The sequence below is a fragment of the Tenacibaculum skagerrakense genome (assembly GCF_004345825.1).
GTDB lineage: Bacteria > Bacteroidota > Bacteroidia > Flavobacteriales > Flavobacteriaceae > Polaribacter > Polaribacter skagerrakensis.
Genome location: NZ_SLXM01000006.1, coordinates 68,640 through 84,444 on the forward strand (window position 1 = coordinate 68,640; position 15,805 = coordinate 84,444).

Below are 15,805 nucleotides of genomic sequence, written 5' to 3' on the forward strand. Positions count from 1 at the left end.
AAAGGAGTATTAATTATTTAAAGTCCCTGTATTTAATACTGGAGATGCATCTTTATCACCACAAAGAATCACCATTAAATTACTTACCATGGCAGCTTTGCGCTCTTCATCCAACTCAACGATATCCTTTTTATTTAATTCTTCCAAAGCCATTTCTACCATGCTAACGGCTCCTTCTACTATTTTATGTCTTGCAGCTACAATAGCAGTTGCTTGTTGTCTTTTTAACATTGCGTTAGCAATCTCTTGCGCATATGCTAAATATCCAATTCTAGCTTCTAAAACCTCAATACCAGCAATAGCTAATCTTTCTTCCAATTCTTTTTCTAACGTTTCACTAACTTCATTTACACTCGAGCGTAATGTAATATCTTCTTCATGTCCTTCATCAGCAAAATTATCATAAGGATACATACTAGCTAGTTTTCTAACAGCTGCATCAGTTTGAACACGGACAAAATTTTCATAATTGTCAACATCAAAAGCCGCTTTATAAGTGTCTGTTACTCTCCATACTAAAATCGTACTTATCATAACAGGATTACCAAGTTTATCATTCACCTTTAATCGCTCACTATCAAAATTACTCGCTCTTAATGATATTTTTCTTTTTGTGTAAAATGGGTTAGCCCAATACAGTCCATTATTTTTGATGGTTCCTATATACTTTCCAAATAACAATATAACTTTTGAAGTATTTGGGTTTACTAGAATAAATCCAAAAGATAAAACGAATGCTATGAATGTTATAATTAAATAAGCCGGATTTTCAAATTTGATTGCTGCAATAATACTTCCAAAGAAAGAAAGGAAGAAAATGGTTAACATTAAATATCCGTTAGCTGGTTTGATGATTTTTTCTGATTCCATAAACTAAAATTTTAATATGATATTATTTTGATATCACAAATATATTATTTTTTTTTTGGATTTAACAAATTTTTGAAATAAATAATTCCTACTTTAGCATCGAAAATAGATACAAAATGAGAATAAAAATTGTTGCAATAATTGCAATTATACTGGTTTCACAAGCTGTTTATTCAATAACAGATACATGGGGGCCAACAGGTCATAGAGCTACCGGAAAAATTGCTGAAAAACATTTAAGTAGAAGAGCGAAAAAGAAGATTGCTAAATTATTACAAGGAGAAAGTTTAGCCTTTGTTTCTACCTATGGTGATGAAATTAAGTCTGATAGAAACTATAGAAAGTATTACAGTTGGCATTATGTAAACATGCCATTAGATGGTAATTACGAAACTTCTGAAAAAAATCCTGAAGGTGATTTAGTTACTGGGGTAAACTTTTGTATTAACGTGTTAAAAGATGATAAGGCAAGTGTTGAAGACAAAAGATTCCATTTGAAAATGTTGGTTCATTTAATTGGTGATTTACACCAGCCACTTCACATAGGAAGAAAGGAGGATAAAGGCGGAAACACAATTCAAGTTCAATGGCATGGTAGAGGTTCAAATTTACATAGAGTTTGGGATGGTGACATGATAGATCAATGGGGAATGAGTTATATTGAATTAGCAAATAATGCTAAAGATTTATCAAAACATCAAATAAAGGCTATTCAAAACGGAACATTGTTAGATTGGTTAAAAGAATCACATGAGCTTGCTAAAAAAGTTTATGTTTCGGCTGAGATAGGAGAGAAATTGAGATATCAGTATTCGTATGTACATTTCCCTATTGTTAGAGATCAACTACAAAAAGGAGGTTTACGTTTGGCTAAACTTCTCAACGAAATTTTTGACTAGAAAATAATTATACTATTTAAAAGGTCTCTTATATAACTAAGAGACCTTTTTTAGTTAAAAAAAGTTAATATTTATTCCGTAATTATTTCATTCATTAATTTTAACAATATGAAAATAAAAATAATACCCCTAATTCTTCTAACAGTTGGTTTGGTGTTTTCTTGTAAAAAAGAGACCAAAAAAGAATCAAATGTCAATTCAGAAAAAAAAGAAATTACAAAAGATAGTATAACGACTGAAAAAAAATATGGTGACTTAAAAGTGTTAAACTTTGAAGAGTTAAAACCGTATTTAACAAAAGAAGATAACAAAACTCATGTGGTGAATTTTTGGGCAACATGGTGTAAGCCTTGCGTTGAAGAATTACCTGCTTTTGAAAAAATTCATAGAGAAAACAAAGCCAATAATGTAGAGGTGTTATTGGTTAGTTTAGATTTTCCAAATGAAATAGAAAGCCACTTAATTCCTTTTATTAAAAACAACGGATTAGAGCCAGAGGTAATTATGCTGGATGACCCTGATCAGAATAAATGGATTAACGGTGTAGATAAAAGTTGGTCTGGAGCAATTCCTGCGACTATTATTTATAATAAAAATAAAAGAACTTTTTTCGAAAGATCTTTTACATATGATGAACTTACTCAAGAATTACAACAATTTATAAATTAATTAAAATATGAAAGCTTTAAAATCAATATTCGTTTTGGCTATAGTAGCCGTAACAGTTGCTTTTACAACTAAAGCAAAAGACGCTTATCAAATAGGAGATAAGGTTGATAATTTTACCTTAAAAAATATTGATGGTAAAATGGTTTCTTTAAATGATTATAAAGATCAACAAGGAGTAATAGTAGTTTTTACTTGTAACCATTGTCCATATTCTAAGATGTATGAAGATAGAATTATTGCTTTAGACAAAAAATATAAATCGAAAGGTTACCCAGTAGTTGCCATTAATCCAAATGATCCTGCAGTATCTCAAGGAGATGATTTTGATTCAATGAAAGAAAGAGCAAAATCTAAAGGATTTACATTTCCTTATCTTTTTGATGACGGACAAAAAGTATTTCCAAAGTTTGGAGCTACACGCACACCACATGTATTCATTTTAAAGAATGAAAAAAAGAACTTTGTTTTATCTTACATTGGCGCTATTGATGACAATGCAAGAGACGCTTCAAGTGCAAATGAGTTGTATGTAGAAAATGCTGTTGATGATTTATTAGCAGGAAAGTCACCTAGAAAAACAGAGACTAAAGCGATTGGTTGTTCTATTAAAGTAGCTAAATAACAAAATTGTACATAAAAAAAAAGAGCGAATTTTAAAATTCGCTCTTTTTTTATTCCGTAACTTTTAATCTCGCTTTTGCGGCTATACCAATATCAGCATAATCCTTATTTAAAAATTTCAAATACCCTGCAATGGCTATCATGGCAGCATTATCAGTTGTGTACTGAAATTTAGGAATATAGGTGTTCCATCCCCAATGTTTATCTGCTTCTTGTAAACGTTTTCTAATTTCAGAATTAGCAGAAACACCACCAGCTATAGCAATTTCTTTAATTCCCGTTTGTTTTACAGCATTCTTAATTTTTTTCATTAAAATTTCAACAATAGTATGTTGAATAGAAGCACAAATATCATAAAGGTTTTCTTCAATGAAATTCGGATTTTCTTTTGTATTTTTTTGAATGAAATATAGAATCTGAGTTTTTAGTCCACTAAAACTAAATTCTAAATCACCCACTTTTGGTTGTGTAAAAGAAAATGCTTTTGCATTTCCTTGCTGTGCATACTTATCTACTAAAGGACCACCAGGATAAGGAAGTCCCAATATTTTTGCTGATTTGTCATAAGCTTCACCAACAGCATCATCAATGGTTTCACCTAAAATTTCCATTTCAAAATGATTGGTGATTTTTACAATCTGCGTATGTCCTCCACTAATAGTTAAGCAGATAAAAGGAAAAGGAGGAATGTTACATCCTTCTTCTTTAATAAAGTGAGCCAATATGTGCGCTTGCATATGATTGACGTCTATTAGAGGAATGTTTAATCCTAATGCTAATGATTTAGCAAACGATGTTCCTACTAGTAGAGAACCCATTAAGCCTGGTCCACGAGTAAATGCAATAGCACTTAATTGTTCTTTAGTAATTCCAGCACGTTCTATAGCTTGTTGTACAACAGGTACAATATTTTGCTGATGTGCTCTAGAAGCAAGTTCAGGAACAACGCCTCCATATTTTGTGTGAACATCTTGATTTGCGATAACATTACTTAGTACTTCATTGTTTCGTAAAACAGCAGCACTAGTGTCATCACACGAACTTTCAATACCTAAAATGTATACCTCTTTTTTCTCCAATTCTATAAGATTTTGAAATGCAAAAATATCCATAATACGTTAGATATTCGTTAAAATTGCAGTTTCTTTGTACTAAGGCAAAATTTTTGTAGTTTTTTGTAGTCTAACATTCTTACTAAAAATCATTAAAAAAGCAGGTAAAATAGTGTTCCGTTTCCTTAGAGTCGTACTGATTCTAATACTACTATTGGTGCTAATTTTATCTACTCCATATGTTCAAAGTAAACTAGCAGAGGTTGTTACAGATAAGATTAATGAAGAGTTTGATACCAACATTGTTGTTAAAAAAATTGATTTATCATTACTTGGAAATGTGAACCTTAAAGGAATTGAAATTCGAGATCATCATAACGATACACTCATCTTTGTTAGTAGCTTAAGAACTTCTCTAAAAAATGTACGACAAGTTGTTAATAATGAAGTCAATTTGGGAGATATAACCCTTAGTGGTGTAAACTTTCATATGAAACAATACAAAGGTGAAAAAGACGATAATTTATCGGTTTTTATAGCTGCTTTTGATGATGATTCAGGTAAAAAGAGTGAAAATCCATTTATACTTAAAACTAAAAACATCTATGTAGATGATTTAACTTTTAAAGTATACGATTTTGAAAAAGATGATTCTTTACAATATGCTGCATATAATGCCGGTGGTAATATTCAAGACTTCTCAGTTATTGGTCCCGATGTAAATGCAAATATTAGAGGTTTGTATTTGAAAGATAATAGGGATGTTTATATAACGAATTTAACCACTAACTTTTCCTATACTAGATCTCAAATGCTATTTAAAGACTTGTCTTTGAATACCGATAATGAAACCAACATTAAGGGTGAACTAGTCTTTGATTATAAAAGAGAAGATTTCGCAAACTTTTCAGATAAAGTTCGTTTAAAAGCGGAATTTCAAAAAAGTAAGTTAGCTGTAAAAGATCTACATAAACTGTACGGAGAAATTCAAGGAAATGACATGGTTTTCTTAACAGGTAATTTCAGAGGAACCTTGAATAATTTTAGTACTCCTAATCTAAATATGTATTCTAAAAACGGATTGGTAATTCGTGGAGATATGGGGTTTGTAAATGCCTTTAATAGTAAAAGAGGTTTTATTTTTGATGCGGATATTTCCAAAGTTTCTTCAAATTACAATCAGTTAAAAAGTTTACTACCTAACGTATTAGGAAAAACATTACCAACAAGTTTTAAACGTTTAGGAAAATTTTCGGCTTCAGGTTTAATTAAATTAACACCTGAGTTAATGGAGGCAACATTATCCGTTTCATCTGAAGTCGGTACCACAGTATCAGATCTTCAATTAACCAACATTGAAAATATAGACAATGCAGCTTATATTGGGGAAATTGAGTTTATAGATTTAGATCTAGGTAAAATGACAGACGATAAAGATTTAGGAAAAATATCTTTAAAGGCTGATGTAAGAGGAACTGGTTTTAAAATAGATAACATTAATTCTATTATAATAGGTAATGTTTCTAAGGTTGATTTTAAAGGTTATACGTATAAAAACCTTATTGTTAATGGTCAGTTTCAAAAGAAAAAATTTGATGGTTATTTAAAATCTAATGATGAAAATTTTAAACTAGAGTTTAAAGGTTTAGCCGATTTTTCTGAAGAAATCAATAAGTTTGATTTTACTGCCGATATTGATAAACTTGATTTAAGAGAAACAAATCTTTTTAAAAGAGACAGTATTTCAGAGATAGCAGGAAAAGTACGACTAGATATTGTAGGAAATACACTTGACAATATAATAGGGAAAGCTGATTTTAATAACTTGACGTACAAAAATGAGTATAAAACATTTTTGTTTAAAGATTTTCAAGTCAATTCTTCGTTAAAAGATAGTATCAAAACCATTGAAATTAATTCTAAAGATATTGTTCAAGGTAAACTAGAAGGAAAGTTTGTGTTCAAAGATTTATTTCCAGTTTTTAGAAATGCTTTGGGAAGTGTTTACACTAACTATAAACCACTACCCGTTGGCTCTAATCAATTTATTAAGTTCGATTTTACAATTTATAATCAAATCGTAAGCGTTTTCTTGCCTCAAATTACTATTGATAAAGATACTCGTGTCAGAGGTAGAGTAGATTCTAATGATAATGAGGTTAAGCTTACATTTAGCTCGCCCAATGTAAAAGCTTATGATAATATTATTGACGAAATCGTGTTAAGGGTAGATAATAAAAACAAGTTATATAATACACACTTAACGGCCGATCAAATTAAAACGAAATACTACGATTTAGGTTCGTTAAATTTAATCAACAGAACAGAGAACGATACCTTGTTTTTTAAATCAACATTTAAAGGAGGAAAGAAGTTAACTGAAAATTTCAATTTAGATTTTTACTACACCATTAATAAAGACCATAAATCGGTAGTAGGAATTCAAAAGTCTACTTTTAATCATAATACCTATAATTGGGCAATAAATCCTTTGAATGATAAGAACAATAAAGTAACCTTTGATTTAAACAAAAACGATTATGTATTTAGTCCTTTTAAATTAGTTTCTGATGAACAAAAAATTGAATTTGAAGGAAGTTTATTAGGTGAGAATAAAAAGGATTTAAAAGCTAATTTCACGAATGTTGAATTGTTAGGAATTTTACCTGAAATGGAAAGTTTAACGATGTCGGGATTACTAAATGGTAACGTTTCGCTAAAAGAAGATGAAGGCCTCATAGCTCCAATTGCAGATATAACAGTTAATGATGTAATAGTAAATGATTTCTCTCAAGGTACCTTAAAGGTAAATATAGAAGGAGAGAATTCATTCAACAAATACAAAGTAGATATTTCACTAAGAGATTATAAGTTTGATAACGTTAACATAGTAGGAGGACTAGACTTTTCTAAGAAAGAAGCTGAAGTTGATTTAGATATTAAGTTTAAAGAATACGAGTTAAATGGTTTTAGTGAGTTTGGTGGAGATGTGATTTCGAATATTAGAGGAAGATTATCAGGAGATTTTACAGCAAAAGGACCTGCCGTAAATCCTGTTTTTAAAGGAGGTATTTCTTTGGCAGAGGCCGGATTGACATTTCCGTATTTAAATGTTGATTTCGATTTTATTGAGAACACAACCATACAGCTTTTCAATCAGTCATTTATTATAAATGATATGATTTTAGAGGACACGAAGTACGATACCAAAGGTTCTTTATCAGGAAGTATTACACACCAAGATTTTGAAAAATGGTATATGAAACTCGATATCGATTCACCAAATTTATTGGTGTTAGATACAAAAGAGGCAGAAGAAATTCCGTATTATGGTAAAGGATTGATTCGAGGAAATGCACAAATAAGAGGATTGACGAGTAATTTAAGCATTAATGTAAATGCAAGAACACAGCCAGGTACACTGTTTGTAATTCCTTTAAATGATGTTTCTACCGTTAACAATTATAAGTTAATACGTTTTAAAACAGATGAAAAAGAAGGAAGTTTTGAAGCGCTTAATATCGAGAAGGTAAAAGGATTAAATCTTAATTTTAATCTTGCTGTTACAAAAGATGCGGTAGCTCAAGTTGTAATAGATAAGGTTTCAGGAAGTGATTTAAAAGGTAGTGGAAATGGAAATCTAAACATAGAGATTGATACTAGAGGAAAGTTTATCATGGATGGAGGAATCACTATTGAAAATGGAGTTTATAATTTTAAATATGGAGGAATTATAAGTAAACCATTTAAGGTTCAGCGTGGTGGGACAATCTCATGGACAGGAGATCCATTAAACGCTCAGCTAGATCTTACAGCCATTTATCAAACAAAAGCGAATCCAGCGCAACTATTAGACAATATAAATTCTACTAGAAAAATATCTATTGATTTATACACTAAAATTACGGGGGGACTTTTCGATTCTAAACAAGAGTTCGATATTAAAATTCCTAATGCAAACTCAACCGTTGCTTCTGAGTTGGAGTTTAAATTGAATGAGAACGATTTAAATACTAAAATGCAACATTTTACTTTCTTAATGGCTTTTGGAACTTTTTATGATGAAGAGGCTATCGGAAGTAGTGCCTCTCAGGGTTTAACGGGAACAGCAGCGCAAGTAGCAACAAGTATACTTTCAAGTGTTATAAATAAGGAAGATGGTAAGTTTCAAGTAGGTTTAGGATATGTTCAAGGAGATAGAACTAATGTAGATCAACTTCAAAATGCAATCGACGATCAAGTTGATGTATCTGTTTCTACACAAATTTCTGATAGAGTGCTGGTAAATGGTAGAGTAGGAGTTCCTGTAGGTGGAAATACACAAACAAGTGTTGTTGGAGAGGTAAAAGTAGAAGTGTTGTTAAATGAAGAAGGTACGTTGAGAGGTACGTTCTTTAATAAACCAAATGATGTTCAGTTCGATATTGATAATGAAGGATATACACAAGGCTTAGGATTGTCGTATCAAGTTAACTTTAACAATATTTCCGAGTTAGGTGAAAAACTAGGTTTTAAAAAGAAAAAGAAGGAAAAAGAGAAAAAAGATAGTATTATTGTAAAGAAAAGAAAGCTTGTAAGCTTTAAAACCAAATCAGATACTACAAAGACTAAAAATGAATAGAAAAATTAAAGACTACCTTTTTGTCTCTTTAAAAGGAATTGCTATGGGTGCAGCAGATGTTGTTCCGGGAGTTTCAGGAGGTACTATTGCTTTTATATCGGGTATATACGAAGAACTTCTTCAGTCAATAAGTAACATAAATATAGATCTTTTTAAAACCTTGAAGAATGAAGGTTTTAAAGCTGCTTGGAAACAATTGAATGGCAATTTTTTATTGGCTTTATTTTTAGGAATTGCGGTTAGTTTTATTTCTTTAGCGAAGTTAATCTCTTGGTTGTTAGATACACACCCAATCTTATTATGGTCTTTTTTCTTTGGTCTAGTGGTTGCAAGTATTATTTATGTTGCTAAACAAATTGAAAAGTGGAATGTTTTATCAATAATATTATTAATAGGGACTACTTTTTTGGCGTATATAATAACAACATTACCTCCGTTAGTTTCTGAAGATTCTTCTTTATTATTTATATTTCTAGCTGGTGCAATTGCAATTTGTGCTATGATTCTACCTGGAATTTCTGGATCATTTATTTTAGTATTATTAGGAGCCTATAAGCCAGTATTAAGTGCTTTAACTAATAAAAATATTCCTGTAATTGTCGTTTTCATGTTAGGTGCTATACTAGGATTATTGTCTTTTTCTAGAGTGCTAAAATGGTTATTCGCACATTATAAAAATTTAACATTAGCAGCGTTAACAGGTTTTATTATTGGTTCATTAAATAAAATTTGGCCATGGAAAAAAGTACTTACTTATAGAACTAATTCTCATGGAGAGAAAGTTCCTTTTAATGAAGAATCTATTTTACCTTCTTCATTTGATGGTGATCCACAAATAGTATACGCTTTTTTACTAGCTCTTGTAGGTTTTGGATTAATATTACTCTTAGAAAAACTAGCGCAAAAAAATATATAGTCTTCATTTTTCATGTATAAAGAAAGAACATTCGGCCAAAAAGTAAGTCTTTTTTTAAAAGGCTTAGCAATGGGAGGAGCTAATAAAGTTCCTGGTGTATCTGGCGGAATGGTTGCTTTTGTAATGGGGTTTTATGAAGAACTTATTTATACTTTTAGAAGAATCAATTTAAACGCTTTTAAACTCCTTTTTAATGGAAGATTTAGAAGTTTTGCCCGATATACTAATTTTCAGTTTTTAGTATGGGTGATGTTGGGAAGTATGTTTAGTTACTTCAGTGTTTCCCTAGTGCTAGATTATTTTTTAAAAAACTATCAATTGTATGTTTGGGCTTGGTTTTTTGGAATGATAATCGGTTCTATTTATTACATTTCAAAAGATTTTGGCGATTGGCGATTAAAGAATATAGTTTGGCTGTTAGTTGGTGCTTCTATTGGAATTGCTATTAGCTTTATGTCTCCTGCAAAAGAAAATGACAACTTGTTCTTTGTTTTTATTTGCGGAATTATTGGTGTTTCAGGAATGACCTTGCCTGGTCTTTCAGGCTCGTTTATTTTAATTTTATTAGGAAATTATGTGCTTCTCTTGGTTGACAGCGTAAATGTTTTGGGAGGAGTAATTACATCAGTTTTTTCTGGAGATTTTTCGGTGTTAAGTGATCCTGTTAAGATTCGATATTTAAAAATAATAGCCACATTTACGTTGGGTTCTGCATTCGGATTAGTTTCTATTTCTCATTTTTTAGGTTTTGTTTTTAAAAAATGGAAACAGCAAGTAACAGCTGTAATTATTGGTTTTATAACGGGTTCTTTGGGAATAGTTTGGCCATGGAAAGAAACTATTTATAAATCAAATGAAGGAATTTTTCTGCTTGATTCTAAGGGAAATAAAATAATAGAAAACTACAAACGATATTTGCCAGATTTGCAAGAAAGTGAAACCTTAATTTCTATTGGTTTTATTGTACTTGGAATAGCGCTTATTCTTGCTATAGATTATTATGGACATAAAAGAAAACGATAAACTATTTGGTTTATTAGGAAGAAATATCTCTTACTCTTTTTCAAGAGGTTACTTTGCTGAAAAGTTTGATTTATTGGAGTTGGAAGATCATAAATATGTAAATTTTGATATTGAAGATATCAATCATCTTTTTCCTCTAATTGAAAAATATAAAAACCAATTAAAAGGATTTAACGTTACCATTCCTTATAAAAAAGAGGTAATTCCTTTTTTAGATAAAATGGATAAAAAAGCAGCGAAAATTGGAGCTGTCAACACAATCCGTGTAACCAAAAAAGGAAAATTAAAAGGATATAATACAGATTTTTATGGATTTAAAAAATCTTTGAAGCCCTTAGTAAATCCATCTCATAAAAAAGCATTGATTTTAGGTACAGGAGGTGCTTCAAAAGCAGTTGCTTTTGCCTTAAAAGAAATGAATATCGAGGTTAGTTTTGTGTCTAGAAAAAAAGAAAAAGAGAATTCTTTTACTTACGAAGAACTCAACGAATCTGTAATTAATACTTACCAAATAATCATAAACTGTACTCCTTTAGGAACGCATCCGAATGTTGATGTTTGTCCAAATATTCCTTATCAATATCTTGGTTCATCCCATATTTTGTATGATTTAATATACAATCCGTCAAAAACTCTTTTTCTTAAAAAGGGAGAAGATCAAGGAGCTATTATAAAAAACGGTCTAGAAATGTTAGAGCTACAAGCTGAAAAAGCATGGAGAATTTGGCAAAAAAGTTAAGTCAATTTTATCAAATTCGTAACTCTTTTAAAGTTATTCAAATAAAACGAAGAGCTAATAAATATTCATTATCTTTATCGTAATTAAACTGGAACTTTAAACATCATCGACATGTTAGAAAATAATGATAACAGCTTAGACGAAACAACTAAAGGAGAAATTCAAAATCAAATTACTAACGAAACCGAACAGGCAGATGAAGCAATTAGTGAAGTAGAAAATGTAGTTGCTGAAAATTCTGAAAAGGAGGAAAACTTCGAAATACCGATGAAAGAATATAGCGGTATGGAGTTGGAAGTGCTTGTTTCTGAATTGCAAAGTCTTTTAAAAAACAATCCTGTTCATCTTATCAAAAAAAATGCAGATGCTATTAAAAATGCATTTAATCTTAAGTTTGGTAAGTTGTTGTCTGAAAAAAAAGCTGAGTTTTTAGCTGAAGGAGGAAACTCTATTGATTTTCAGTTTTCTAGTCCAATTAAAACAGAATACAATAAATTATTAAAGGAGTATAAAGAAAAAAGAGATGGTTACTATAAACAATTAGATGATCAGCTTAAAAATAATTTAGAAAAAAGGAATGCATTAATTGAAGAACTAAAGAATTTAATTGAAAATGCAGATCCTAAAACAATGTATAACGATTTCCAACAGATTCAAGAGCAATGGAAATCGGTAGGTCCAGTTCCTAGAACACGTTATAATGATACTTGGAAAACATACCATCATCATGTAGAGCGTTTCTATGATTTATTACATTTAAATCAAGACTTCAGAGAACTTGATTTTAAACATAATTTAGAGGAAAAATTAAAGCTAATAGATAGAGCAGAAGCATTACATGAAATGGAAGATGTTAATGCTGCTTTTAAAGAGCTGCAAGAATTACATCGTTTGTGGAAAGAGGAGGTAGGACCTGTTAGTAGAGAGTTTAGAGAAGATGTTTGGAATAAATTTAGTAATGCTACAAAGAAACTTCATGATAAAAGACATGATTTTTTCCGTGATCTAAAATCAAAACATCAAGAAATTATTAATGAAAAATTAGAAATAGTTGAAAAAATTAGCAACTACGATTTTTCTAAGAATAAAACACACAAAGACTGGCAAAAGAGTATAAAAGATATTGAAGCTCTTAGAAAAAAATACTTTGATGTAGGAAAACTTCCTTTTAATAAAAGCGAAACAGTTTGGCAAAAGTTGAAAGAAGCTACAAAGAAATTCAACGCAGCTAAAAATGTTTTTTATAAGCAAGAGAAATCTTCTCAAACCGATAACTTGAGAAAGAAAATGGAATTGGTTGAATTAGCAGAAAGTCTTAAGGATAGTGAAGATTGGGATGCAACAACAAACACCATGAAACGAATTCAATCAGAATGGAAAAAAATTGGTCATGTGCCGAGAAAGTTTTCTGATGAAATATGGAACCGATTTAAAAATGCTTGTAACCATTTCTTTGATCGTTTTAATGCACATAGAGACGGCGTTTCTCAAGAACAAGAAGCTGTTGTTGTAGAAAAGAAAAAATTTATCGAGGATTTTAAAAATAACAACTCTTTAACCTTAGAGGATGTAAAAGAGGCAATTGTTAGTTGGAGAGAACTTGGTGCTCTGCCAAGAAATGCTAGGCATTTAGATGGTAAATTCAATAAAGAAGTTGATGCTAAATTATCTAGTCTTAATTTGGGTAGAGAAGAAATTGAAATGATGAAATTCAAAAACATAATCGATAATTTATTAGCTCAAGAAGATTATAGAAAATTAGATAGTGAGCAGTTTTTTGTACGAAAAAAGATAACAGAAACCGTCAGAGAAATGCAGCAGTTAGAGAATAATTTGAGCTTTATTTCTAACGCAACAGAGGACAATCCTTTGGTTAAAAATGTTAGAAATGGTATTGAGGACTTTAAAGAGCAACTTGATATTTGGCAAGCTAAATTAGAGTATCTTAAGAAATTAGATTATTAATATAATCATCAAATATGAAAAATAAAATGCCCACAATAACGTGGGCATTTTTTATGATTTATAAGGAATTTTAATTTTATATTCTTTTCCGCTTCTATTGTTAAGCTTTGTTTCTCTTAGCCAAGGATTAACCAATTTTAATTCTTTGTAAGTGATGTCATACTGCTTCGCAAAATCAGCGATATCTTCTATAGGTTTGTCTATTATTATTTCTTTTACTTTAGGATAAGTGTACAAGTCATCTTTCTCAAAAATAAATCCATACTTTTCAGGATGAGACATAATTTCCTTTAAAGCTAAAATTCTAAATAGATAACGACCAGTTTCAACATTGAGTAGTAAATCATAGTAATTGGTTACTTTTTGTTCTTTTAAACGTTGTGAAATTCTTCCATTTCCAGCATTGTAAGCAGCAGCAGCTAATGTCCAACTACCAAATAAATCCTTAGATTTTTTTAAATATTCAGCAGCAACTTTGGTAGAAAGTTCTAAATTATATCGTTCATCTACATTGTCATTAACCTCTAAACCATATTCTCTACCTGTTGAAGGTAAAAAATGCCAATATCCAGCAGCTCCTTTATAAGAAGGTACTTGAATCAAAGCACTTTCAGCGACACATAAATATTTAAAATCATCTGGAAGATTATGTTTTTTTAATAAAGGCTCAATCAAAGGAAAAAATTTATTAGCCCTTTTAATTAAAAGTAATGCATTCGATTGCCAATAAGTATTCACCAATAATTCTCTATCTAATCGTTCAAAAATATCTGATTTTTCTAGAGGAACTCTTTCTCCTGCAAATTCTAAATATTCAGGAACTTTTACTGCTTTTACCTGATAGGTGTCGCTTACACTTTTAGATACAATTAATGTATCTTTTTTTACAGTGTTTTCTTTGCTTGAAACTGTTTTTACTCTTGTTAAATTCAAAAGTAAGAATCCAACAATAAGTGTAACAGATAAAAATAGTATACGTAAAAAATTTGATCTCATAATTGTATTATTTTAAAAAAGAAATTAGCAGGCACATTGCTTTTCAAGAATTTTAGAAATTATTCTTGCTTTATTTAAAATCATAATATGTGTGCCGTTATCAATTTCAATATAGTTTTTTATATGCTTAGATGGAAAAATTTCATCTTTATTTCCATGTATATGAATAACGCCTTCTAATTCATAATCTTGTTTCCAGTTTAGAACATTGTGAATTGCCCATTCTAAATAAGTGGCATTACGAATTGATAAATACATTTTGTACAATTCGGCTCTTTTTTTTAGATAGTCACCTAAAAATAGATGTTCATAATTTTCTATGTTCTCTACAATTTTGGTCGGAAATAATTTGTAAGCCTTCGTCTTTTGAGCAATTTTTAGTCTGTTTGGTAATTCTTTATTGCTCTTAATACTTGAAATAATGATTGTTTTCTTACAATCAATAATTTTACTCATTTCCTGTACCATAACACCTCCAAAAGATACACCCACTAAAACTGGGTTCGGATGTGTAATACATTCACACATTCTAGAAGCATAACTTTCGATACTTTCCTCTGTTGAAAGCGGAATAATCCAATCTAAAAAATGAGCTTCAAATAAATTATCATCAAAGGTTAAATACTCAAATATTTTTGTGTTAGCTGCAAGTCCTGGTACAAAGTATATATGAGTCTTTTGATTCATTTTTTATTCAAATAATTTTTTCTCTAAAAGAATACCTTCAATGTATTCGTTTAATTCCATTAATTCTTCTGGTACGTCATCATTCCATAAGCGAACTTGAACTTGCTTTCCATCATGTACTAAAAAAGTACTTGGCAAATCCATTATTCTAGGATTGTCGTAAATATCTTTGTAGGAAGAGAAGTCTTTTTTATTTAACAACTCTGTTATAGTACTCAATTCTTTATCAGATAATTTAAATTCTTTAGGACCTTTTTCTAGAACAAATTCTTTTCCCTCATAAGAAACATTCCCTTTTTTGTCTATATATACATCATAAGAAGGGCAGTCTCCCATACATTTAGTTTTGCGAATTGCTACCAATGTGTTTTGCTCTCTTTCAATTAATTCTTTTGCAGTTGATGTTGAATTTACTTTAATAGTTCTAAATTCTTGTGAATTTTGTAATCGTTCAGTCCAGAAATCAAGTTTTCCATCAGGCGTTACAATAACTGCAATTTTAGAAGCTTCGTTATCCAATACCATCTTTTTCCATTTCAATCCGCTATTTGTAACCAAAGCTTTAACATTATCAATGCTTTTTGGGTTACTTAAAACAACAATAAGTTGGTTTGTTGGTTCTTCCGAAACTGTTTCTTTAGGGCTATTTTGCTCTGTTTTAGTTTCTGTGTCAGAAGACTTTTCTTTAGAAGTGCCGCAGCTTAAAGCTAACAATAAAATGGTCATGTATACTAACTTCATATAGTT

The 15,805-nt window shown here is 30.3% G+C and carries 13 protein-coding genes; 8 read left to right on the forward strand and 5 right to left on the reverse strand.

What is annotated here, in order from left to right; translation table 11 throughout:
* Positions 1-9: 9 nt before the first annotated feature.
* On the reverse strand, positions 10-870 hold the full coding sequence (locus EV195_RS10605) for an SPFH domain-containing protein (protein ID WP_132794933.1): 861 nt from the start codon (positions 868-870) through the stop codon (positions 10-12).
* Positions 871-986: 116 nt separating this feature from the next.
* Here EV195_RS10605 and EV195_RS10610 point away from each other — a divergent pair, with 116 nt between their 5' ends.
* The 3 genes from EV195_RS10610 (at position 987) to EV195_RS10620 (ending at position 3,060) form a co-directional block, all read left to right on the forward strand.
* On the forward strand, positions 987-1,769 hold the full coding sequence (locus tag EV195_RS10610; RefSeq protein ID WP_132794934.1) for a S1/P1 nuclease: 783 nt from the start codon (positions 987-989) through the stop codon (positions 1,767-1,769).
* 108 nt (positions 1,770-1,877) lie between these two features.
* Positions 1,878-2,438, forward strand: a complete 561-nt coding sequence (locus EV195_RS10615) for a TlpA disulfide reductase family protein (protein ID WP_132794935.1) — start codon at positions 1,878-1,880, stop codon at positions 2,436-2,438.
* A 7-nt stretch (positions 2,439-2,445) separates the two neighbouring features.
* Entirely contained in the window at positions 2,446-3,060 is a 615-nt protein-coding gene (locus EV195_RS10620; protein WP_132794936.1) for a thioredoxin family protein, read from the forward strand.
* A gap of 49 nt (positions 3,061-3,109) precedes the next feature.
* Here EV195_RS10620 and tsaD read toward each other — a convergent pair whose 3' ends face one another.
* Positions 3,110-4,171, reverse strand: a complete 1,062-nt coding sequence (tsaD, locus tag EV195_RS10625) for a tRNA (adenosine(37)-N6)-threonylcarbamoyltransferase complex transferase subunit TsaD (RefSeq protein WP_132794937.1) — start codon at positions 4,169-4,171, stop codon at positions 3,110-3,112.
* A gap of 157 nt (positions 4,172-4,328) precedes the next feature.
* Here tsaD and EV195_RS10630 point away from each other — a divergent pair, with 157 nt between their 5' ends.
* The 5 genes from EV195_RS10630 to EV195_RS10650 all read left to right on the forward strand — a co-directional run bounded on the left by EV195_RS10630 (position 4,329) and on the right by EV195_RS10650 (position 13,375).
* Positions 4,329-8,732, forward strand: coding sequence for a translocation/assembly module TamB domain-containing protein (locus tag EV195_RS10630; RefSeq protein ID WP_243693107.1), 4,404 nt, complete (start codon positions 4,329-4,331; stop codon positions 8,730-8,732).
* Positions 8,725-9,648, forward strand: a complete 924-nt coding sequence (locus EV195_RS10635; RefSeq protein ID WP_132794938.1) for a DUF368 domain-containing protein — start codon at positions 8,725-8,727, stop codon at positions 9,646-9,648. Before EV195_RS10630 ends, EV195_RS10635 begins: the two co-directional genes overlap by 8 nt.
* A gap of 12 nt (positions 9,649-9,660) precedes the next feature.
* Positions 9,661-10,671 carry a DUF368 domain-containing protein gene (locus tag EV195_RS10640; protein WP_132794939.1) on the forward strand — a complete coding sequence of 337 codons (1,011 nt, stop codon included), beginning with the start codon at positions 9,661-9,663 and terminating at the stop codon, positions 10,669-10,671.
* Positions 10,649-11,410, forward strand: coding sequence for a shikimate dehydrogenase family protein (locus tag EV195_RS10645; RefSeq protein ID WP_132794940.1), 762 nt, complete (start codon positions 10,649-10,651; stop codon positions 11,408-11,410). The genes EV195_RS10640 and EV195_RS10645 overlap by 23 nt, the downstream gene beginning before the upstream one ends.
* A 111-nt stretch (positions 11,411-11,521) precedes the next feature.
* Positions 11,522-13,375, forward strand: coding sequence for a DUF349 domain-containing protein (locus tag EV195_RS10650; RefSeq protein ID WP_132794941.1), 1,854 nt, complete (start codon positions 11,522-11,524; stop codon positions 13,373-13,375).
* Positions 13,376-13,426: 51 nt separating this feature from the next.
* Here the strand turns inward: EV195_RS10650 and EV195_RS10655 are convergent, their stop codons facing one another.
* Genes EV195_RS10655 through EV195_RS10665 form a run of 3 tightly spaced genes read right to left on the reverse strand, consistent with a single transcriptional unit; the run spans position 13,427 to position 15,799 of the window.
* Positions 13,427-14,371 (reverse strand): lytic transglycosylase domain-containing protein, encoded by a 945-nt coding sequence (locus EV195_RS10655; protein ID WP_132794942.1) that lies wholly within the window; start codon positions 14,369-14,371, stop codon positions 13,427-13,429.
* A 24-nt stretch (positions 14,372-14,395) separates the two neighbouring features.
* Entirely contained in the window at positions 14,396-15,058 is a 663-nt protein-coding gene (locus EV195_RS10660; RefSeq protein WP_132794943.1) for an alpha/beta hydrolase, read from the reverse strand.
* Between the two features lie 3 nt (positions 15,059-15,061).
* Positions 15,062-15,799 carry a DUF6438 domain-containing protein gene (locus tag EV195_RS10665; RefSeq protein ID WP_132794944.1) on the reverse strand — a complete coding sequence of 246 codons (738 nt, stop codon included), beginning with the start codon at positions 15,797-15,799 and terminating at the stop codon, positions 15,062-15,064.
* Positions 15,800-15,805 lie beyond the last annotated feature (6 nt).

Bases quoted from the DNA above. Each gene is read 5' to 3' on its own strand.
- EV195_RS10660 (WP_132794943.1), bottom strand. From the start codon at position 15,058: ATGAATCAAAAGACTCATATATACTTTGTACCAGGACTTGCAGCTAAC.
- EV195_RS10605 (WP_132794933.1), bottom strand. From the start codon at position 870: ATGGAATCAGAAAAAATCATCAAACCAGCTAACGGATATTTAATGTTA.
- tsaD (WP_132794937.1), bottom strand. From the start codon at position 4,171: ATGGATATTTTTGCATTTCAAAATCTTATAGAATTGGAGAAAAAAGAG.
- EV195_RS10645 (WP_132794940.1), top strand. From the start codon at position 10,649: ATGGACATAAAAGAAAACGATAAACTATTTGGTTTATTAGGAAGAAAT.
- EV195_RS10615 (WP_132794935.1), top strand. From the start codon at position 1,878: ATGAAAATAAAAATAATACCCCTAATTCTTCTAACAGTTGGTTTGGTG.
- EV195_RS10610 (WP_132794934.1), top strand. From the start codon at position 987: ATGAGAATAAAAATTGTTGCAATAATTGCAATTATACTGGTTTCACAA.
- EV195_RS10620 (WP_132794936.1), top strand. From the start codon at position 2,446: ATGAAAGCTTTAAAATCAATATTCGTTTTGGCTATAGTAGCCGTAACA.
- EV195_RS10665 (WP_132794944.1), bottom strand. From the start codon at position 15,799: ATGAAGTTAGTATACATGACCATTTTATTGTTAGCTTTAAGCTGCGGC.
- EV195_RS10655 (WP_132794942.1), bottom strand. From the start codon at position 14,371: ATGAGATCAAATTTTTTACGTATACTATTTTTATCTGTTACACTTATT.
- EV195_RS10640 (WP_132794939.1), top strand. From the start codon at position 9,661: ATGTATAAAGAAAGAACATTCGGCCAAAAAGTAAGTCTTTTTTTAAAA.
- EV195_RS10635 (WP_132794938.1), top strand. From the start codon at position 8,725: ATGAATAGAAAAATTAAAGACTACCTTTTTGTCTCTTTAAAAGGAATT.
- EV195_RS10650 (WP_132794941.1), top strand. From the start codon at position 11,522: ATGTTAGAAAATAATGATAACAGCTTAGACGAAACAACTAAAGGAGAA.